Origin of the sequence: Halobacteriovorax sp., from assembly GCF_041587335.1 — a bacterium.
GTDB lineage: Bacteria > Bdellovibrionota > Bacteriovoracia > Bacteriovoracales > Bacteriovoracaceae > Halobacteriovorax.
On record NZ_JBFGYP010000017.1, the window covers coordinates 1 to 19,795 of the forward strand.

Below are 19,795 nucleotides of genomic sequence, written 5' to 3' on the forward strand. Positions count from 1 at the left end.
GATGAATAGTGACCACTTTAATGTTTTCTTCAAAAACTTTTGAAGGTCTAGTGGTGATTCATCAAGCTTTTTTCTCTTTCTAGCATTCCCTTCGACAAGTACTTCTATCTTATTAAAGATTGCGTCTATAAAGACAGTTTGAGGGCAGGCCCAACCACACCAGACTCTTCCCCAAATACTTGTGATAAATCCAATGAGAAAAACAAAACCTAATAGGACAAAAATGAGAATAGGAGCGTTATGGCCTAGGAGAGTCACGCCAAAGAAAGTAAATTCTCTCTTTGGAATATCTAAGAGAATAGATTGTTTTCCACCGACGTTAATCCATGGAAGGAAAAGGTAGAGAAGGATAAGCGTATTATAGACCCATGTCCTTCTTGTTCTCCATTTTCCTTTCACATCTTCAGGATAGAGGTAGACTCTATGTCCACCCTCATCTGTTGTTGCTATCCTTTCTTCATGTAATTCGTTTGGGTTTTTATTCCCCATGACTCTACCTTTTTTATATTTGCTCTACTTCTTCACCCTGTGGCTCTTTTGCTTTTGGTGGAGTAGTTCCCTTTAATTCAATAATGTGATTGATTGCCGCGTAGATCTCTTCTTTACTTAAGAGTTCTCCCCAAGCTGGCATCCCTTTATCTTCAAATCCATCTCTAATAAATGGAAATAATTCTTCAGGAGATCTATTCTTTAAATGAATCCAATGCCCATCTGTTAGGTTTGGACCAATGTCACCACCACCGCCTTCGGCATGGCAACTTAGACAGTTTGTTTCATACACTTCATTGCCAAGTGCTGTTGCATCATTTTTGGCTTTCCACTCGTTGTAGTGAGCAATATCGAAGTTAGAAACGTCTGCAGCAGCAATTGCTTTAAGTTCATTGATCTTTACCATATCTCTAGCAAGCTCTTCTGAAGATGTAGGTCCACCTGCGAAGTGATAGAACATTACGTACGCCACTGCAAAAACCATTGAGGCTGCCCAACTCTTCATCCACCAACTTGGAAGAGGGTGATTTAACTCCTGGATACCGTCATAGTTATGATCTAGTAGGATATCCTTTTCACCTTCTAGTAAATCTAGTCCTTCTTCTTTATTATTATTTTTTTCCATTTTTTACTCCTTCCTCAAGAGCAAGGTTCTGAGCTTTTTTGTAATAGCTGTCAGAACCTTTTCTATTAATCCAAATTAGCATTCCCACAAATAGCGCCACAAAAGATATTGTGACGATACTTTGAAGGAGTGAGTAGTTAGAGCTCATGATCAAATCCTTAATCATCATTATTCTCCTCGTTCTCTGCTTTTTCTTTTTGAAGTCTAAGGCTTCTAGCGCCATCTACTCCTAGACGTTGTAAGTAAGCAATAAGCGGAATAATTTCCATTGATTGCATTTTCATTGCTACACCATCGGCACTTAGGCCTTTAGTTATTTCGAACGCCTGCTTGCCAGCATCATTGATTGAAGAAGCAATTTCTTCTTCTGAGTATGGAACACCTAGGGCCTTCATTACTTTTAACTTCTTAGGAAGAGACTTTAAGTTGTACTTCTTCTTAAAGAGCCATGGGTAGATAGGCATAATCGACTTAGGAGTTACTTCTCTTGGATTTAACATATGACGGTAGTGCCACATATCATTATATTTTCCACCAACTCTTGCGATGTCTGGTCCAATCCTTCTTGATCCCCATTGAAATGGTCTATCATAAACTGACTCAGAAGCTCTCGATGCCGGTCCATATCTTAGTATTTCATCGGCCATTGGACGTACTTGTTGTGAGTGACATGTATAACAACCTTCTTTAATGAAGATATCACGTCCTATAAGTTCAAGTGGAGAGTAAGGCTTTATTTCAGCGTCTCTCTCTACAAATTTATCACTTACCAATGAAGGCACGATCTCAACAACACCACCAACAAGAACGGCTAAGAATGTAAGGATAGAAAATACTGTAGTCATACCTTCTAGCTTTCTATGCTTAGTAGCATTAGCTTCCTCATGAGAGTGATCTGCAGGAGGGGCCATATATTCTAGTTCTTGAATACCTTTTGACTTCTTGATAGTCATAATAAGGTTGTATATCATCAGTACGAATCCAGTAAGAACTAGAACTCCACCAATTGCTCTTACCCAGTACATAGGAACAATTCTTACAACTGTTTCAATGAAATTTGGATAAACTAATTTTCCAGTCTCATCGATTGCACTCCACATAAGAGATTGTGTAATCCCTGCTGTCCACATAGACATCATGTAAAGAAGAAGTCCAATTGTTGCTAGCCAGAACTGAGTGTTTGCTAGTTTTACAGAATGAAGTTTTGTTTCATACATTTTTGGAACTAAGTAGTAGAGGATCCCTGAGATCATCATATAGTTCCAACCAATAGTTCCAGAGTGAACGTGACCAACGATCCAGTCTGTATAATGGGCCATAGCACTAACTGACTTTATTGCTAGAAGTGGTCCTTCAAATGTGGCCATACCATAGAATGTTACTGATGTTGCTAAAAACTTAAGAACAGGATCTGTTCTTACTTTATCCCAAGCACCTCTAAGCGTAAGCAGACCGTTAATCATTCCACCCCAGCTTGGCATCCAAAGCATAATTGAAAATACCATACCTGTTGTTTGTACCCAGTCTGGAACTGCAGTATTTAATAGGTGGTGAGGTCCGGCCCAGATGTAGATAAAGACTAGAGACCAAAAGTGAATAATAGAAAGTCTATAAGAATAAACAGGTCTATTTACTGCTTTAGGAATAAAGTAATACATTAATCCAAGAAATGGTGTTGTTAAAAAGAAGGCGACAGCATTATGACCGTACCACCACTGAACGAGAGCATCTTGAACTCCAGCATAAACTGGGTAAGACTTCATTAAGTCTACTGGAAGAGATATTGCGTTTACAACGTGTAGAAGTGCTACCGTGATAATTGTTGCAATATAAAACCAGATCGAAACGTAGATATGTTTTTCTCTTCTCTTGGCTAAAGTTCCAAAGAAGTTAACAGCAAAAATGATCCATACTACAGCGATTGCTATATCAATAGGCCACTCTAATTCTGCGTATTCTTTAGCTTGAGAAATTCCTAGTGGAAGCGTGATTGCGGCCGCAACAATAATTAGCTGCCATCCCCAAAAGTGAATCTTTCCTAGAAAGTCACTAAAGAGCCTTGCTTTCACAAGCCTTTGAGTAGAGTAGTAAATACCTGCAAACATAGCGTTTCCTACAAATGCAAAAATCGCAGCATTTGTATGAAGTGGACGCAGACGACCAAATGTAGTCCATTCCATTCCCATGTTTACTTTCCAGCTTGCCAGTTGAAATGCAACTGTAACTCCAAGTAGTAATGCAACAAATCCCCAGATTAGCGTTGCAAAAACAAAGAGCTTAGGGAGATTTTCATCGTATGTGAATTTCTCCATCTTAACTTCGTTCATTTTCCTTCCTTTCTTTCTTTCTTATTTCTACTTATGCATATTTCATCATCTAAAACTATTCTTGCCGCCGGTGTATCCAAATCATCAAATTGTCCCTTCTTAGTTGCCCAAATAAATGCAGCTACAAAGAAGATTCCAAGTAAGAGGGCTAGAGGAACAAGGATGTAAAGTATATTCACTGGCTATTTCCCTTAATCTTTAACAAAGTAGCAACTACAACACTAAGCGAACTCAGTGGCATCAAGACGGCCGCCCCAAGTGGAGTAATATATCCATATAGGGAGAGTGTAACACCTATCAAGTTGTATATTAGCGATATTACTAGATTAAGCTTGATAGAAGTATTGGTTAACTTTGAAAGTTTTATGAGATAAATCATGTTTTTAAGAGGAGCTTTTGTCAAATAAATATCACTGGCCCGTAGTCCAATATCCATGGCCCCTGATACAGCTATAGATACAGTGGATTTCTTCATCGCTATTGCATCATTTGCGCCATCTCCAACCATAATACTCTGCTTATAGCTACTAATTAGCTGTGCCTTTGACTCAGGAGTCTGGTTTGCACATAAGTTACTCTTATCTATATTCAGCTCTTGAGCAACTTCTCCAACGGCATTGTCGTTATCTCCAGAGACAATATGTGTATTAAAGTTTGTCTCTTTTAGAAAGCTTATAAGCTCTTTTGAGTTCTTCTTTAGTTGGTCTGTGAGAAAGAATGTTCCAATAACTTCTTTCTCTTTAAGAAAGTCAACTGCTGTGAAGGACTCATTTAAGTTCTTACTTTTGTAGAGTGAGTATGTAACTTCGTCCTTCTTTGCTGTTACGCCTAGAGCGGGAATTTCTTTGTGTTCTTTGAGCTCTATATTGTTTGCTTGCGTGCACCAGTCTTGGATGGCCCTAGCAATAGGGTGGTTAGATGAGGACTCAAGAGAGTAGATGATATCTCTATATTCATTAAGTTTGTCTTTTTCACTAACTTTTACAACACTAAAGTTTCCATCTGTTAGTGTGCCTGTTTTATCAAAGAAAATATTATTTATTCGGGCGATATCTTCTAGGCTGGAGTCATTTTTAATTATAATTCCATTTTGTCTAGCCTTATTCATTGCTCTTGCAATAGCAAGTGGAGCAGCTAGCCCAAGCGCGCATGGACATGAGACAATGATTATTGCCAGAGTTCTCTCAATTGCTACATCTAATCCAAATGCGTAAAGAAAGTAGATAAATGAAAGTATAGAAACAGAAAATACTACTCCTATAAAGTATCTACTTATTTTATCTGTAATCGACTGTATTCTTTGCTTAGAACTAGAGTTATTTTCAACTTCGGAGATAATTTTTCCAAGTGTACTATCAATAAAAAGCTTGTTTACCTTAAGTTCAAGGTCTTCACCTAAGTTCACGGCTCCAGCAAAGATAGTATCATCCTTCTTTGCTTTCACTGGTCGACTTTCTCCTGTTATTAATGAATTATTTAGATAGGCCTGCTCACTTAAGATGACTCCATCAGATGGAATTGTTTTCTTACTCTCAACTAAGAGCTTATCTCCAACTTGTATAAACTTTGTATGAATAGAGTCGTATTGTAATGTTTGCTCATTCCATCTCTTAATTGAGCTTTGCTCAAATAGGCTAGCTAGGCCGTCAGAATTTAGTCCTTTCTGTATAGACTTTTGTACAAGTAGTCTTGAAGTTAGGAGTAGAAAGACAAGTACTGCTAGAGAGTCAAAGTAGTAGTGTTTACTGCCTGAGAACAAGTTATAGAAACCAAAGAGTGAGCCAATTATTATGGCAAAAGAGATAGGTATATCAATATTAAGAGTTCTTGTTTTAATTGCAGAGATAGTATTTTGATAAAAAGGAATTGCGCTATAGAACAATACAGGAAGACAGAGAAAGAAGCTGACCCAGCCAAATAGAGATGAGAATTGCTCTCCCGCACCAGCATAGATTGCAATAGAGTAGAGCATTATATTTGCACTACAGGCCCCTGCTACTCCTATTCTAATAAGTTTTGTATGTTCTTCAGTTTGTTGTAGTTTTAGCGCCTCACTATCACTCTTTATAACGTGTGGTTTATAGCCTAAGTCTGATATTTGTTCTGCTAGTTTCGTTAGATCACAATCTTCTGTTATTGTGACATCAAGAATAGAGTTACTAAAGTTTATCCTAGCACTATAGATTTCGGTATTGATACTTGGGAGTTTTTCTAGCAACCAGATACACGCCAAACAATGTATTCCCTCTACGTACAACTTAAGGTGTAGCTTTGAGTTTGAACTCGTTATAAATTCTTCTTTAAATTGAGGTGTATTCATAAAACTAAAATCTTCTTTTGATTTTAGTTGTGGAGTTAGGTTTTCTGAAATACCTAATCGGTCTCTAACTTTATAGTACTCTAGGAGTCCACCAGCTTCTAGCGCATGATGTACTGTCTGACATCCATTGCAGCAAAAAACCTTTTCCCCGTCGTAGACAGGGAACTTGATTACATCATTGCAATGAACACAATTAAGTGACCCTCGGGGTGATAAATTAGAGTTTTGAGGGGCAGCTTTTATCATCTACTCTTCTAGTTTCGGTCTTAATACATGTACATCACAAGGAGAATACTTAACTAAGTGTTCAGTGAATGAACTTGAGAATAGTCCTTCAATACCATGTTTTGGTTTTGATGCTACAACCACAACGTCAGCTTTAACATCCATTAAGTATTCTGTGATTTTCTGTTTTGGGCTATAGGCGAAGTAGCACTCAACTTGAGACTTCTTAAGTTCCTCTGGTGTGCACACATATTCAGCAACACTTCTCATAACTTTTTTAGAGGCCTCTTCAATCTCTGGATACTTTTCTTCAGAAGGGAATATGTATGGAGAGAAGTCTGAAGTGTAAACATGAATTTCGAAAATATGCACGAAGTGTAAAGTAGCATTTTCTATAGCAGTATTACCCTTAAGCTCTTTTAAAAGCTCAATATTTTCATCTTCTAGTGAACAACAAATTACGACATTTTTCATAGGTCTCCTCCAGGGAATACTTATTATTTTACAGTTTATATATTAAGATAATGTAAAATAAATATTGCTTAGTCTAGTGTTAATTTAGGTACTTACAAATTACCGAACGGTGGAGTCTATTCTGATTAACTTACTAATGACTTCATTGAGTGAATCAGGGACTTTTTGCTCTAAAATACCCAAAATTGTACTCCTATCGATAAAACAAACCTTCGTTCCTGGTAAGATTTGAGCATCAACATCCACTGGTTGATTATTCATCAACTCCTTAAGGCCTATTACATTTCCTCTCGAGAAGGTATTCACAACTTTTCCATTTTTAGTGAAGTGAATCAGTCCCTCTAAAAGAAGGTAGGCGACTATTGGAATTTGTCCAGCGTAGAATAAGTTTGAAGAGCTTGAATATTTTAAAGGGCGCACCATGTTTTGGATAACATCGATTTGCGATTCTGGAATTTTCAAAAGTTCATTCTGTTTATTCATAACGAAACTCTAATCTACAAAATTTAGTAAGAATATGTTCTGGGTCATGTTTTTATAAATTTCTAATAAGGTAAGTTGGCCCACTCTGTGAGTTTTTCCTCATTGTTAATTATAATAGTCTTACCTTCTTGTTCGATGAGCTTTTCATCTTTAAATTCTGAGATGAATCTAATCAACGTTTCATTGGCAGTACCAATCATCGTTGCCATTTCTTCTCTAGTTAGCTTTAGGTCAATTTTAGTTCTTCCATCAGCTTGTACTTTCCCATGAGATCTAGAGAGTACTAATAGGAGCTCTGCTAATCTCTCTCTAACATTTTTTTGATGAAGGGAGCTTAGCTTTGACTCTGCCTTACCCATATCTGTTGAGAGCTTATTTATTATGCTTAGTGAAACAGAAGGTTTTTCATTAATCATTTTTAAAATAAAATTCTTATCTATAAAGCAGACTTCAGAGTCTTCTATTGCTGTCGCTGTAGCCGTGTAATGCTCTTCTGTGAAAAGAGATCTATGGCCAATAATATCTCCACCGTGACAAAGTCTTACGATTGACTCTTTTCCGTCGGCACCAACTTTTGTGACTTTTATATTACCTGTAGAAATACAGAATATTCCAAATGGATGGTTTCCTTGAACAAAAAGAGTTTGTCCTTTTTTATACTTATTAATTACTTTGTGTTTATCAACATCTTCGTGCTCAAGGCTACTTAGCTCACAGAAAATTCCACTTGAATTTGATGGGCACTTTTCACACTTTGTTGGCGTCTTCATCTTAAGATCCTTATTAGTTCTGGATATATCTTAATCTAACATAGATTAGTTTATTAAATATGATCTAAGTCAGGTTTCATTTTTAAATAATCACATATTTAACTATTATTTCATACCTGTTTTCAATTGTTTATATTGATATTTTTAATAGTATGGCTTTGAAAGTGAGAATTAATTAAGTAATATTGTCAAAAACAGTAATTCAAACGGAGTGACCATGATCTCTGCCACTGAGGCACATCGCATTATTCAATCTTCAAATATTCCAGATAACCTTATTAAAGTCATAGATATTGAGTTGGAGAGTGCAAATGGGCTTTACTTAGCAGAGGATATCTATGCCACCAGAAATCAGCCACCATTCAATAGAAGCATGATGGATGGAATTGCAATATCTTCAAAAAATGACAGTAAGAGTTACCGTTGTGAATCAATAGCTAGGGCAGGATTTGAACAACTTGAATTAAAAGATAGCGACTGTTGTATAGAAGTCATGACCGGAGCCCCTGTTCCTAGTGGATGTGACTGTGTTATTCCTTATGAGGAAGTTCATAAGGTTAATGATACATTTGAACTTAAAGACAAAGATTATCCTGTTGCCGCTCATAAATTTATTCATAGAGAAGGATCAGATTATAAAGTAGGAGATCTCTTATTAGTTAAAGGAGTTATTATTAACTCCACCATCATCTCACTACTAAGCTCTATTGGTCTTAGTTCAGTTAAGGTTTTTGAATTAAACTCTATTGCTATTGTGAGTACTGGAGATGAGCTCATTGAGCCTGGAGAGGGCCTTGAAACCCATCAAATATATAGATCAAACCCTTATGCTATTAGAAGTGAGTTACTTAACTTCTTTCCAAAGAGTGAAATTAAACTCTTTCACTTAGATGATGATGAAAAAGAAGTCCTAAGTGGACTCGCTAACATTCTAGAGAATCACAAAATAGTTATTATCTCTGGTGGAGTTTCAAAGGGAAAGTATGATTATATTCCAAGATCTTTAAAGACATTAGGAGTTAATGAGCTTTTTCATAAAGTTAAGCAAAGGCCAGGTAAGCCTCTCTGGTTTGGCTCCGGATCAAAAGGACAGATTGTCTTTGGCCTACCAGGAAATCCTGTCTCCTCACTAGTTAACACTAGAAGACATATTATTCCTCTATTAGAAAAATTCTTAAACCCAAAGAGAAGTAGTAACTATTCTGTAAAGGCCTTAGTAGATAGGGAGATAGGATCTAGTTTCACTCACTTCATTCCTGTTTCTCTAAGCGTCGTTGAAGGGACTATATATGCTGAGCCATCTACTGGAAATAACTCAGGAGACTTCTCAAAACTTGTATTTAGCAAAGGCCTGATTGAGGTCCCAAGTGATGAAGGAAGAATTATAAAGGATAAGCTTTATCAGTTCTTTCCATGGGGAAGTCTAGAGGTACATTTATAGGGGAGATCTATGTGATAGACAATCCATCTTCGCATGGCCATTGTTGTCAATATTTGCTATAAATCGCCTAAAATGAATATGTTGGAGATTAAATGAGCAAGAGTGGATCTAACTTAATAACAAATATATTAAATGAAGCAGAATCCTATACATCTATGGATATAATTGAAAGTTATATAGAAAAAGGGCAGGACCTTTCTAACCTCCCTGTTCAGCCTCTCTATGTTGCTATTAAGTCTCTACCTACTGAAACAGTAGCGGCTGCTCTTGAGAAATTTAGCCCAAAGCAGCGACAAGTCTTTCTTGATTTAGATCTATGGAAGAAGGATGACTTAGATCCTGATTCATTTTCTTTTTGGTTAGAGGTTTATTCAAAATGTACAGATGACACTATAAAGAGTGAGTTCCTAAACAGTACTGAGTTTGCACTCTTTCTCAAAGGTAAAATGAGCTTTTGGACATTTGATGTTGAAGAGCCTGAATACCCTGATCATGATTATTACTTTCTTACTGAAGATAATTTACTACTATTTGAATTTGATGAAGACTACCCATATATAGCAGAGATGAGACAATTTATTAAAGATCTCTATACTGAGCATGGTGTTGAAAAAGCTTATCAGTATATCTTTAAAGTTGTGTCAGATGGCTTCCTTAGTATGCAGGAAGAAGAGTACCGATTTAAAAAGCATAGATTAAATGATCTTGGCTTTGTTGATTACTATGATGCTCTTGAGTTGTGTAATCCATTTCCAAGTCTTTCACATATCAACTTATTTATTAATAAGAAAGAGACTCTAAACGCTAGTATAGATCTAGAGAGTAAGAATCAGTGCTTAGATAAGAATGCTCTAATCGCTTTTAAGAATAAAGTAGATGACCTAAGTGAAGAACTTTCAAAGGTAGAGTCTAGTGAGAGATTGGCCTACCTTCAATTTAACTTTACTCGACTAATAAACTCTAGCCTGACGATGGAAGATGCACTTAAAGATGGTGCTTTTGCAATGACAAGAATTGGCAAGAAAACCCTGTGTTCTCTACAACTTGGTTTCAGCTATACTCAGGAATTTATCAAAAATGAAGGGATTGAAAAATTTAATGAGTTTGGAATATTTAATTCTTTTGATTTCGTAGAAATATTTAATATTGGTCATTCTCTGATTCTCTTTGAACAAAAAAGGATTAAAAAGGCCTTGGCCTCTTGCGACTTTAATGCGGAGAATGACACTTTTCTTGGCGAGCTAATTGGAAACATCCTTGAGGAAAGCTTCAATGAGCCTCCGGCATTTATTACAAATAAAGTCGATAGCACTAAAGAGAATATTAACTCTTTCAAGAATCTATTAGCTGCCCAGAACGATATCTCTATGATGATAGGACTGCTTCCATTTGCTAAAGGTTTTTATGATACCTTTAAAGAGCTTGAGAAGTCTGGAAACATTATGGATGACTATTACCTCAACTTCAGTGTTGCAGATATTGATTTTGAAGCACTTTTACTGAGTACTTTTATGAACTTTGCTAACGGTGTTGTGTTAGATGGTGCGTCAGGGAAGATTGGTCTAAATGTTTCAGAACTAAAGAGTTTCGCAAAGACAATTATTTCTAATAAAGATCTCCTCGATGAAAAAATCAAAGACTTCACAACATCATTTGGACTCGACAGTGTTCATCAGATTGGTGACTATTTTAAAACCTTAATTGAGTATCATTTAAGTGGATACGATATTTCTGAACTCTCAGATGACGAGTTCCGTCATGTTGGAGGACCACTCCTTTTAAATATCAGGGGCAATTAAGCACCTCTTATGTTGCGCCGCATGGTGCTTTCTGGCATTAAAACCAATCAAAAGTGTCAGATAAGCACCAAGTTCTCTCCTAAAACTTGGCATGCCAAATGCAATACCCTAATCAAAGTGAAAATTTTTCAATGAATGAAATTGTTTTTATGTTTTTTGTCTCAAGTTAGATAGAAGACTTAAACGAAAAAAATTGGTTTTGCTTTGTTTAGACGAAGCAGTTTTATAAAATAGAGGGAGAAACAATGAAGCGTACACTATTACAATCAGTAAAGAAGTCATTAGTAGCATTAACTGCACTTACAGCTCTAGCTAGCTGCGGTGGCGGTGGCGGTGGCGGAAGTCACGGTGGAGGAGGAAGCTCATCTACTTACGGTGCGAAAAATAGCCCATATATCTCAGCACAAAGTTTTGTGAATGCACTTAATAGTGTAGATGGATATTCAGATAACGAACTTGTAAAGCATGAGTGGGATACAGTTAGATCTGATTGGGATAGTGAAGATTTCTTCGTTATTTATGATGCTGAATATGATGAGTATGTTTCTGTTTCTCTACAGTACATTAGATCAATTACTTATTATGATTATTACTCGTCAAATTACAACCTTGCTGATGAGTTTAGAGATATCGAAAGTGATCACGAATTCTATAATGGTCTAATTGGTGATGGTTATGGTGATGATTACGAAATCGTTGATTACGAATATACAGATGTATGGGGAGAAGATTACTACCGTGGATTTGATTCAGGTTACCTATATGAAGATACTGAAGAAACTACTGACGTATCTCTAATGGCATCTGATAAAGAAGGACAAGAGTTCTTTAAGAAAGCAGCTGATGTATCTTTTGCTTACTCAATTGATATGAAAACTTCTCTTTCTCTTGTAACTCTTGGAAGTAAAGTTGAAAAAATGGTTAACAGAGCAAATGGTCAAAAGCTTACACAAGAAGATGAGCTTGCACTTGCTAATGACATCGAAAAAGTAACTGGAGCAAGTTTCGTACAATTTAACGAAGCAGCTAACAATCCTGAAGTAAGAGAAGTTCTTATCGAAGATATTGCAGCTAAGCTTGGAACTACTGGTGACAACCTAGAAAACAGATTACTTCCAGAAGTATTCGGAATCGACCTTTAATAAATAAACCAATCTGTAGGGCCTTCTGGCCCTGCATTTTCAATACCTTATAATCTCAACACCTCACTAAATTTTACATACTACCTACGAGTGAATGACTCTATGTGTTATAACGTGTCAACTAAATTTTTTTAAGGGTTTATTTAAGATGTCAAATTTGCTGAAGGCAATGGCCTTTCTTATAGTTATTAATGTGAGTTTATATGCGGGAACTGAGAGAATACCTCTGGATAGTTCACGTATTCCAAGTAATGATTTAATCCATCCTGAACTTGGTAAACTTAGTTCAGAAACAGCGTGGCAACTTCAAAATGATTCCATAAATCCTTTAGACTTATCTAAACTCGACCCTGAGCAAAGTGCAGTGTGGTCTAGTAAGTCCGATTTCTCATTAAATACTGAAGTTGATAAATTTCCTGTTACAACTGATGCGCTTACATTCTTAGGCGTTATAGCATCACAGTCGGGAACATTAAGGTTTAGTGTCCTAGATGAAGTTACGGGAAATGTACTAACTGTAGCAGTAGATAAAAACCTACATACATTTTTCTTAAGAAGAAACTTACTTAGAAAGCTTGGTTTCATTATTCCTTCGATGAAGTATGAAAAGAAAGTAAATGTTAAATTCTATTCTACAGAAGAAAAACAAAACTTCTTAGACAGAGTTATTCCTGAAAATACGTTTGGAGCACCTTCTAGATGGTTAATTGGAGATAGTGAATTTTCAATTGATCTACAAGATGTAATGGTTATGCTTCCTACTTATAATGATCACTACAATCTTGCCTTTGGTGTCCCTCCAAAAACTCTAAAGTCTAGAACATTAAGGTCACTGGCCGTTCCATATGCATTATTAAATGTAGACGAAAGTATTAATACACTTAGCTGGAAAGCTGGGCGTATAGAACAAGAGGCAATTGAGCTAAGTCATTTTACTCTTGCTGATATGAATACAACTATTGATGACGCAAAGTGGATTCTAGAAAAGATTAAACTTTTTAAAAGATCTGACTTTGAAGAGATTGTTGAAAAATCCTACCTTCCTAAAGAGGTAGCGGAGTTATTAGTAGAAAAATTAATATCTAGAAGAAACAGCTTGATGAAAGTTTTTTCAGTAGATGCTGATGATATTAAATTTAATTCAAAGATTTCATCAGGAACTATCCTTAAAGACGGTAGATTATTACAAGAAAACTTTGATGGTTACGGGTCTCGCTTTGCGTACGGAGATCCAGAGTCTCCTTTCAAAGAGTTTAAATATTCTCTAGTAAGTAAGTTGCAGTCTGATGCTTTAGAGAATCTTATTGGTCGAGTAAATACAGAACTTAGTGTGTTTGATATTAATGATGCTAGGTTAGATTACTATAAAGATGAATTTCAATCAGGTCTAGATCACTACGTAGAGACAGGAGAATTTCTTGAGCAAAAAGTAGGGGCATGGTTCTCTCCTATACTTAATGGAAGTTTAATTCTTTCAAGAGATGTTGTTGTTGGGAATCATCAAGGTAGTGATGACCTTGTTCAGACAGCAGACACTTTTGGTTTTGCTGTATCTCTTGGTGCCAATGTAGGGTTTGAAGGTCTACCTTCCGGCTATAGTGCTATTTTGAAGGGGGAACTTAGTTACGTTAAGACTTTTACTCACTTAAAGCCAGTTCAGTCACTAAAAGCATCTCTAAAAGAGCCGTATAAGAATATGATTGTTACGCTTTTCAAAAAAGACATTGAAAGAGAGCTTACAAATCTCTCTAGATTAAGTGAAATTACTGACGAAGAGATAAGAGAAGAGAAGACAAATGAAATTATAGATGAGCTGAATAAGAATATTGGTGTAGGTGAGTCTTTAGTTATTTCAGAAAGATTGACTCCAAGCTTTATGGCCAAGGGTGGATATACTTGGGCAAATACTAAGATGTCTCTAACTCTTGAAAGCAAATCAGTATTAGTTAAAAGAATCCATATTTATAGAAGTAGTGCAGATATCATTCAAGTCTATATTGATAAAGGAGAACTTGGAGAGTTAGGTTTTGTTTTTGGTTTAGATAACCATATTCCAATTACAAAAATAGACTTTAGCCGAGCTAAAGGTAAGTATAACGTTGAAATGTACAACGTTAATATTAACTCAAGCCTGACTGAGAATCCTGATCTATTTAAGGGAGTAAACGCATTAAATGCCCTATTACAAGATGGTGATAAAGAACTACTAAATAACTATCAATCACCATATAGAATAGAGAATAAGTTTAGAGACGTTAGTACAAAGTATTCATTTTTAAATTGGCGTCTGAAGAAGCTTAAAAAGAGTGGAAAGCTAAATATCATTACTCCTGATAAAGATACTTCTAAATTCTATAAGTATACTTATGAAAAACAGATTGGTGCCAATAACTGGGCCTTTGGTCGCGATGTAGTTAACTACTACTTTAATCAGATAACAAAGTATATCTCTCTTCGTAATCAACCATGGCAAAATCCTGCAAGAACTTTTACTGGGGTCAGTTCAACTCAAGGTTATAGATTCGAATCTAGATATGATGAAAATAAAAGTAATACAGAACGCTATCCAGATACATTCCTATCTCTTGAGGTGAAGAAAGAAGGTTGGAAGATTAAAGAGAAAAAACTAAAAGAAGTCATTCAAGAAATGAATGAGCAATTTGGGGACGAAATATTTACTGAAAACGATGCTGATGATGCAACAACTCTAAAGCTGTACTCTGTATTTGTTAATCTTAACATCTACGAAAAAGGTGTTTGGAATATTTTAAACTTTAAAGAAAATGCGATAAAGGAAATGAGCAGAAAATATAGAAGACTCTATTACAATAGAAGACACTGCTCAACCTCTAGGCTTAATGGAGCTCCTGTGGCCACTAAGATAAAGTGTGGTAATTTTCAGGTGTTCATTGATAAGAGAGAAAAATGTCAAAAGAAGTTCTCTCGAAATGAAGATAGTGCCGTATCTTGCTTGGTTGATTTAGCGAATATTTATGAAAGTTACTTAGATTTTGAGGACTTTAAAAAGATAATTGGTGAAGACAATATCTTTATCTATGGCCAGATTACTGGATTTAGAGAAGAAAGTGACATCTTAACTAAACCTATTAATGGAAACTCAGTAGGAAAAGTAAGTGGTAAGTATTGGAACGGTCCTGTTGAAGAGGTCCGTACTAAAATTGAGATGCAGTCTAATGAGTTTAACGGCTCATGGTTAAGGGAGAGTATTTAATGAAATTATTATTGATACTATCGTATTTATTTTCTCTTAATAGTCTTGCTAATGACCCGCTTTCTAAAATGCAGTGGGGAATTGAAAATAGTGGGCAACCTGTTTTTAGATCTACTGGAGAACTCACTCGAGAGCTTGTTCGTGGAATTGATGGAGAGGATGTAAACATACCTGCAAGCTTCACAGCTCCAAAAGAAAAAGTGATTGTTGCTGTTATTGATTCTGGTGTTGATATATATCACCCAGATCTTAAAGATAATATCTGGCTCAACCCAAAGTGTAGTTCGATGACAGAAGAAGAAATGGCGAATGAAGATTGTCGTGGATGGAACTTCTTAGATGGTAATGCCGATGTTGTAGATGATATTGGTCACGGAACTCATGTTGCAGGTATTATTGCTGCAGTAGAAAATAATGGTATAGGTATAAAGGGTGTGGCATCAAAGAATGTTCAGATTATGCCCCTTAAGATTTTAAATTCTAAGGTTAAGAGCTTTGTTTATGAAAAGAAAGTAATAACTAATATAATAGCTGATGCAATTGCTTATGCTGTAAGTAATGGAGCTTCTGTAATAAACCTGAGTCTTGGATGGCCAGAGCTAATTCACACTCGAAAAGTTCGATATGCAATTGATACTGCTATAAAAAGAAATGTGGCGATTATTGTTGCAGCAGGAAATAATAATAAGAAGCTTCCAGTATATCCATGTTCTTATGACGAAGTTATATGCGTAGGAGCAATGGACAACCAGGGAAGTATTCCTGAATTTTCAAACTTTGGTGGTAAGGTTGACTTGATCGCACCTGGTGAGGGGATACTGAGTACATACCCTCGAAACCTAGAGTCAAGAACACTTAGAATTCCAGGCTATGAAATTAAGAAGGGATCCTCACAAGCGGCCCCCTTTGTTTCGGCCCTTGTTGCTCTTTTTAAGTCTCAAAATAAAAATATGAGTTTTGATGAGATTAAGTATAGATTATTTAAAGGCTCTAATCAGAGCAACACTAATAAAAAGGTTAAGTTTGGAAAAGTAGACTTTCAAAAGGCACTTGAAAGTAATGTGGCAGCAGGTTTTCCACTTTTCAAGTTCAAGTCTTTAACTGATATTACGATAGAAGAAGATGGTGGATTTAAATTTAATATCCCTGTCAGGTCCTTAATGACTTCTATTCCAAAGCTAGCTTTTTCTCTATCTTTGAAAGATGCAGTTAATGGTAAGACTGTATTTTCTAAAGAGTATTCTTATGAGAATGTCTCTGATTCAAAAGAGACGCTTATTCTAGTTGAAGATAAGATTAAAGATTTCAAAACATCTTCTCATCTTATTTTAAATATTGAATGGGAAGACAAGTCTTTTGAGCATGAAATAGCTATTGTAAGAGATATGCTTAAAGTTAGTGGTAAAGTTACTCAAAAGTTAAAATTTAAGGATTCTGAAGTTCTTGTGAACTCAAATGGTAGATTGTCTACTCGACTAAGAAAGGTTATATCTAATAAGTATCATTCAGAGTCAATCGATTACTACGTTCAGAGAAAATCCGAGCAAGTAGATAAAACACTTATTGAAGTTTCAAAAGTAAAACTGACTGGTTCAAGTAATGTGAAAATTGAATTCGATGAAGTTGGAAAGATTATAAGCGTTATTAAGAACGATTTTAATAATGATGGTAGAGAAGATTATATGGTTTACTCTCTATCTAAAGAACAAAAGCACTTAGTCTTAACTTTTGCCAACTCTGATGGAAGTCCACTTTATAGCGATAAGTCTCAATGGTTTTTAGAGATTTCTACTTTTGAAGGTCTTCCTTTAGCAAATGGTGAAATTAGATTTGAGTATTTAAATGTAGCTTTTGATGGGTTTGGAAAAGTTAAGGTTCCTGCTTACATGAAGGACTGGCTAATGCCAGAACAAGATAACTCTAGAGATATTTTAGACCGTATCCCAGATGAGGTATCCTCTAACAAACCATATTTTCTGAAACCAAGCTTAAAAGATGGTAGAGTTGATCTAGAGATTAGAACACTTTCTTCATTAGCTACTCTAGAAGTTTTTAAAAAGAAATTCTCTATAATGGGGAGAGATGTACTTACTTTTGATCATCTATTAGAGCAAGACAAGTATTCAACTTCTCTTGAGGCCATCCTTGTATCTGGTAGTGAGTTCTCTAAGAGATACTTTCATATTAATTATTCAAGCTTGAACGATTATTCGATTGAAGAGATATTCTTCTATGGTCTAAGCTTAGATTCAAATCGTACGATTGTTTCTAGATTCTCTGGTGATCAGTATAACGCTTCATTTGCACTTAATTCTAGACAGGATCTACGTACTGTATTCTGGGACTTCTCTGGAGAGAGAGAAGTTCATAACTTCAAAACTGATAGCTGGGGAGATATTATAATAGATATCTTCGATTTTTCTAAAAGTTATGATGATAACTTAGTTCTACTTGAATCTCGTTATTTTATTCATGCTATAGGATCTTCTGGAAACTCTCAAAAATTACCAATTAATAGAGAGAGTAGTTTTCCAGGAGTTAGCTTTTCTGAAACTTTTAAGAAAGTGGACATTACTCTAAAAGATAGTAAGGCGAGAGGGATACTTGTTGATTCCACCTTGATATATGGAAGTCGTATTTACGCCATGGTATATTCTGAAGGTGAGTTTTCTGCACCAATCTATGCAAGTTATTCTCTACCTAAGAACTGTAAATACCTTGATATCAATGAATTTGAAGAAGGAACACATATTGTCTTAGCGTGCCAGGATAAATTCTTAAGGGCAACGTTAGAGCTTGTTCCATTAAAAGAGAGAGTTGAATAGCCTTCCTAAGTGCATATTTAGAGGGCTATTTTCTTTTGATTGAAACTTTGCAAGCTCACTTTTTACCAGTGTTTTTTGTTCACTCTGTTTCTTTTTGATATATTCCGTTTGATTATAGTCTTCGAAATTACTTATTTTAGTTCCAAAGAATTGAGATAGTTTTTCGAGTCTGTTCGATTCATCTTCTAGAAAATTGTATAATTGGTAAGAGTCGTTCACTTTGTCTGACTTCTTCTTTTGATTTTCTATCTCAAGCTTTTCATTATCATCTGCAACAAGATCCATGATCTCTTCAAAACCTTTCATATCTCTTTGTTGCTCTCTAGAGATAACTTTCTTCTTTACCACTTTTTAATTCTCACTTTTTTGAATAATTGATGTGACCTCTTCGTAGAAGTTTAATTCCTTTGTTTTCTTATATAGTGCCTTCTGTGCAAGGGATGAATTATCTATAACTTTCTGTTTGTTATAAATTTGCATATTGCTTACTTTTTCACAGATTACACTAACTTTGTTTAAGAGCATAAGCTCTTTGTTTTTCAATCTCTTTGATTTCTTAAAATAATGAGATGGAAGCTCTTCTACAGAGTTAAAGATTTCAATTTCGGCACTCTTAAGATTGTAATCACTCACTATGTAGTAGGGATATGGAAAGTAGGGACTCTTTTGTAATTCTCTTAGAGCAATCTCAATATTTGAAATAACCAGAGGCTTCTCTGCATTAGGTATATTGTGAAGACTGGAATACATTGGCAATGATCCAATCTTCGATGATTTTATAATATCTTTCAAATATTCCACTGAATAATTGTCAAGTATTAGCTCTTCATAAATAGGTATTCTCATACAAACCTCTACTGAATTATAACATTTTTAAATAGGAAACATAGTCGTCACTTGTTGCCCAAATTTTAAAGGGTTAGAATAGTATAAAAGAATAAAGAGGTAATCGGTGGAATATCATTTTGCAAACTTACCGGATGACTATACTCATCTATTAAAGTCTAGTATGCAAAGTTCAGGAAAGAGTTTTTCTGAACTTCAACAATATATTACTGAACGCAAGGGAATGTATCTTCTCTTTAGGCAGATATTCAAAGATATAGATAGTAGTGGTAATGTTGATAAAGTTTTAAAGTCATCTGGATGGCATGGTATTCGAGATAGATTTTCATGTATGTATATTGAAAATTTAATTAGCGGAGAGTTTCCAACCTCTGTGCAGACTGGTAATTGCTATGGAATCTTAGGGTTTGAAGACCTGCTAAAGCCTTTTTCTATAGGTGGATACTCTAGAAGTTTTCTTTTAGGATTTTATTTGAAAGTGTCTTCAATTGAGCAGAATCTCTTAGGTAAATCTACTTCTGCAAATAGTTTTGATATCAATGATGTTCTTGAGGTATTAAAGCTATCCTCGGCCAGAACTGTAAAGATTGATTTACTCGTTATTCTAATAAAACATTTAATATATTTCCTTGAGTTAGATACTGTTAAATCTCTTATATTAAATGGCGAGAGATATGAAGATATTTATGAAAGGTTAAGTGAAGAACAGAAGCTCTTGATGGCAAATAATTTCTTGGCCTATGGAAGCTCTATCAATGAAAAAGAAATTTTTATAAAAGAAGATATATAGGATATTT

General features: G+C 35.4%; 17 protein-coding genes. 6 read left to right on the plus strand and 11 right to left on the minus strand.

All coding sequences use genetic code 11. The annotated features are described in order from the left end of the window. From ABX784_RS04405 to ABX784_RS04445, 9 genes are all read right to left on the minus strand, one after another. Nucleotides 1–489 (minus strand): 4Fe-4S binding protein (locus ABX784_RS04405; protein WP_372653062.1); only part of this gene is annotated, 489 nt, incomplete at its 3' end. Between the two features lie 13 nt (nucleotides 490–502). Next, nucleotides 503–1,114, minus strand: a complete 612-nt coding sequence (locus ABX784_RS04410) for a cbb3-type cytochrome c oxidase N-terminal domain-containing protein (RefSeq protein WP_372653065.1) — start codon at nucleotides 1,112–1,114, stop codon at nucleotides 503–505. Continuing rightward, entirely contained in the window at nucleotides 1,101–1,283 is a 183-nt protein-coding gene (locus tag ABX784_RS04415) for a cbb3-type cytochrome c oxidase subunit 3 (RefSeq protein ID WP_372653068.1), read from the minus strand. The genes ABX784_RS04410 and ABX784_RS04415 overlap by 14 nt, the downstream gene beginning before the upstream one ends. After that, entirely contained in the window at nucleotides 1,273–3,441 is a 2,169-nt protein-coding gene (ccoN, locus tag ABX784_RS04420; RefSeq protein WP_372653070.1) for a cytochrome-c oxidase, cbb3-type subunit I, read from the minus strand. The genes ABX784_RS04415 and ccoN overlap by 11 nt, the downstream gene beginning before the upstream one ends. After that, complete coding sequence (gene ccoS, locus ABX784_RS04425) at nucleotides 3,438–3,620, minus strand: cbb3-type cytochrome oxidase assembly protein CcoS (RefSeq protein ID WP_372653072.1); 183 nt, start codon at nucleotides 3,618–3,620, stop codon at nucleotides 3,438–3,440. The genes ccoN and ccoS overlap by 4 nt, the downstream gene beginning before the upstream one ends. After that, on the minus strand, nucleotides 3,617–6,007 hold the full coding sequence (locus ABX784_RS04430; RefSeq protein WP_372653074.1) for a heavy metal translocating P-type ATPase: 2,391 nt from the start codon (nucleotides 6,005–6,007) through the stop codon (nucleotides 3,617–3,619). Before ABX784_RS04430 ends, ccoS begins: the two co-directional genes overlap by 4 nt. Then, on the minus strand, nucleotides 6,008–6,460 hold the full coding sequence (locus ABX784_RS04435) for a universal stress protein (RefSeq protein WP_372653077.1): 453 nt from the start codon (nucleotides 6,458–6,460) through the stop codon (nucleotides 6,008–6,010). Between the two features lie 99 nt (nucleotides 6,461–6,559). After that, nucleotides 6,560–6,943, minus strand: coding sequence for a cyclic nucleotide-binding domain-containing protein (locus ABX784_RS04440; protein WP_372653079.1), 384 nt, complete (start codon nucleotides 6,941–6,943; stop codon nucleotides 6,560–6,562). A gap of 62 nt (nucleotides 6,944–7,005) precedes the next feature. After that, entirely contained in the window at nucleotides 7,006–7,713 is a 708-nt protein-coding gene (locus ABX784_RS04445) for a Crp/Fnr family transcriptional regulator (RefSeq protein WP_372653082.1), read from the minus strand. 217 nt (nucleotides 7,714–7,930) lie between these two features. On the opposite strand from ABX784_RS04445, the gene ABX784_RS04450 reads away from it, so the two are divergent. The 5 genes from ABX784_RS04450 to ABX784_RS04470 all read left to right on the plus strand — a co-directional run bounded on the left by ABX784_RS04450 (nucleotide 7,931) and on the right by ABX784_RS04470 (nucleotide 18,152). After that, nucleotides 7,931–9,154: a molybdopterin molybdotransferase MoeA gene (locus ABX784_RS04450; protein WP_372653084.1), complete on the plus strand. Its 1,224-nt coding sequence runs from the start codon at nucleotides 7,931–7,933 to the stop codon at nucleotides 9,152–9,154. A 92-nt stretch (nucleotides 9,155–9,246) separates the two neighbouring features. Beyond that, nucleotides 9,247–10,953 (plus strand): DUF6178 family protein, encoded by a 1,707-nt coding sequence (locus tag ABX784_RS04455; RefSeq protein WP_372653086.1) that lies wholly within the window; start codon nucleotides 9,247–9,249, stop codon nucleotides 10,951–10,953. Between the two features lie 245 nt (nucleotides 10,954–11,198). Further along, entirely contained in the window at nucleotides 11,199–12,095 is an 897-nt protein-coding gene (locus tag ABX784_RS04460; RefSeq protein WP_372653089.1) for a hypothetical protein, read from the plus strand. Between the two features lie 148 nt (nucleotides 12,096–12,243). Next, nucleotides 12,244–15,327 carry a hypothetical protein gene (locus ABX784_RS04465; protein ID WP_372653091.1) on the plus strand — a complete coding sequence of 1,028 codons (3,084 nt, stop codon included), beginning with the start codon at nucleotides 12,244–12,246 and terminating at the stop codon, nucleotides 15,325–15,327. Next, nucleotides 15,327–18,152, plus strand: coding sequence for a S8 family peptidase (locus ABX784_RS04470; protein WP_372653093.1), 2,826 nt, complete (start codon nucleotides 15,327–15,329; stop codon nucleotides 18,150–18,152). The genes ABX784_RS04465 and ABX784_RS04470 overlap by 1 nt, the downstream gene beginning before the upstream one ends. Here ABX784_RS04470 and ABX784_RS04475 read toward each other — a convergent pair. Both ABX784_RS04475 and ABX784_RS04480 read right to left on the minus strand, forming a co-directional pair. After that, a complete protein-coding gene (locus tag ABX784_RS04475; protein ID WP_372653098.1) occupies nucleotides 18,132–18,500 on the minus strand; it encodes a hypothetical protein in 369 nt (122 codons plus the stop codon). The two genes, ABX784_RS04470 and ABX784_RS04475, sit on opposite strands and share 21 nt — an antisense overlap. Nucleotides 18,501–18,503: 3 nt before the next feature. Then, nucleotides 18,504–18,998 carry a hypothetical protein gene (locus tag ABX784_RS04480; protein ID WP_372653104.1) on the minus strand — a complete coding sequence of 165 codons (495 nt, stop codon included), beginning with the start codon at nucleotides 18,996–18,998 and terminating at the stop codon, nucleotides 18,504–18,506. A gap of 106 nt (nucleotides 18,999–19,104) precedes the next feature. On the opposite strand from ABX784_RS04480, the gene ABX784_RS04485 reads away from it, so the two are divergent. Then, nucleotides 19,105–19,788, plus strand: coding sequence for a hypothetical protein (locus tag ABX784_RS04485; RefSeq protein ID WP_372653107.1), 684 nt, complete (start codon nucleotides 19,105–19,107; stop codon nucleotides 19,786–19,788). Nucleotides 19,789–19,795: the final 7 nt, after the last annotated feature.

Coding starts and splice junctions, on each gene's coding strand:
- ABX784_RS04410 (WP_372653065.1), bottom strand. CDS start 1,114: ATGGAAAAAAATAATAATAAAGAAGAAGGACTAGATTTACTAGAAGGT.
- ABX784_RS04415 (WP_372653068.1), bottom strand. CDS start 1,283: ATGATGATTAAGGATTTGATCATGAGCTCTAACTACTCACTCCTTCAA.
- ccoN (WP_372653070.1), bottom strand. CDS start 3,441: ATGAACGAAGTTAAGATGGAGAAATTCACATACGATGAAAATCTCCCT.
- ABX784_RS04430 (WP_372653074.1), bottom strand. CDS start 6,007: ATGATAAAAGCTGCCCCTCAAAACTCTAATTTATCACCCCGAGGGTCA.
- ABX784_RS04435 (WP_372653077.1), bottom strand. CDS start 6,460: ATGAAAAATGTCGTAATTTGTTGTTCACTAGAAGATGAAAATATTGAG.
- ABX784_RS04440 (WP_372653079.1), bottom strand. CDS start 6,943: ATGAATAAACAGAATGAACTTTTGAAAATTCCAGAATCGCAAATCGAT.
- ABX784_RS04445 (WP_372653082.1), bottom strand. CDS start 7,713: ATGAAGACGCCAACAAAGTGTGAAAAGTGCCCATCAAATTCAAGTGGA.
- ABX784_RS04450 (WP_372653084.1), top strand. CDS start 7,931: ATGATCTCTGCCACTGAGGCACATCGCATTATTCAATCTTCAAATATT.
- ABX784_RS04455 (WP_372653086.1), top strand. CDS start 9,247: ATGAGCAAGAGTGGATCTAACTTAATAACAAATATATTAAATGAAGCA.
- ABX784_RS04460 (WP_372653089.1), top strand. CDS start 11,199: ATGAAGCGTACACTATTACAATCAGTAAAGAAGTCATTAGTAGCATTA.
- ABX784_RS04465 (WP_372653091.1), top strand. CDS start 12,244: ATGTCAAATTTGCTGAAGGCAATGGCCTTTCTTATAGTTATTAATGTG.
- ABX784_RS04470 (WP_372653093.1), top strand. CDS start 15,327: ATGAAATTATTATTGATACTATCGTATTTATTTTCTCTTAATAGTCTT.
- ABX784_RS04480 (WP_372653104.1), bottom strand. CDS start 18,998: ATGAGAATACCTATTTATGAAGAGCTAATACTTGACAATTATTCAGTG.